Origin of the sequence: Pseudomonas tremae (assembly GCF_001401155.1) — a bacterium.
In the GTDB taxonomy this organism is placed as follows: domain Bacteria; phylum Pseudomonadota; class Gammaproteobacteria; order Pseudomonadales; family Pseudomonadaceae; genus Aquipseudomonas; species Aquipseudomonas tremae.
Genome location: NZ_LJRO01000009.1, coordinates 1 through 394 on the forward strand (window position 1 = coordinate 1; position 394 = coordinate 394).

General features: G+C 58.1%; 1 pseudogene. It reads right to left on the reverse strand.

Annotated features, from left to right (window positions below):
* Positions 1-113 precede the first annotated feature (113 nt).
* A pseudogene (locus tag ALO43_RS00040) lies at positions 114-394 on the reverse strand (DUF927 domain-containing protein); the annotation flags it as partial.

The following is a 394-nucleotide window of genomic DNA, read 5'->3' on the forward strand; positions in this document are numbered from 1 at the left end:
GGGGAGCGGCTTAAAGCCCCGTAGATACGGGCTGTTCCCCCGTTCCCCCTGTTCCCCAAGAAAATAGGTTCCTGTGAACTCGGGCATTTGCATGCGGTGGATAAAGGTGTTGTTCATGCGTTACCACCTTCACCGTCCATGACCTCTGGATCGATCACGTATAGGCGGGCCGAACCGCCACCCGGGATTCGGTATTTCTTCGTTTTTCGGCTCTCACGGTCAGTGTCACGGCTGGCCAGCATCCCACCTGCCTCCAGCGCCTTTATCACGCGGCTCAAACCGTGTCCGTGGGCCGCGTCGACTATGGCGGACTTGTTGAACAGGTACAGGCGCTTTCCCATGGACAGCTGCCAGTAGCCCGCACGGTTGAAAACCTTGGTGTCGGGTACTTGGT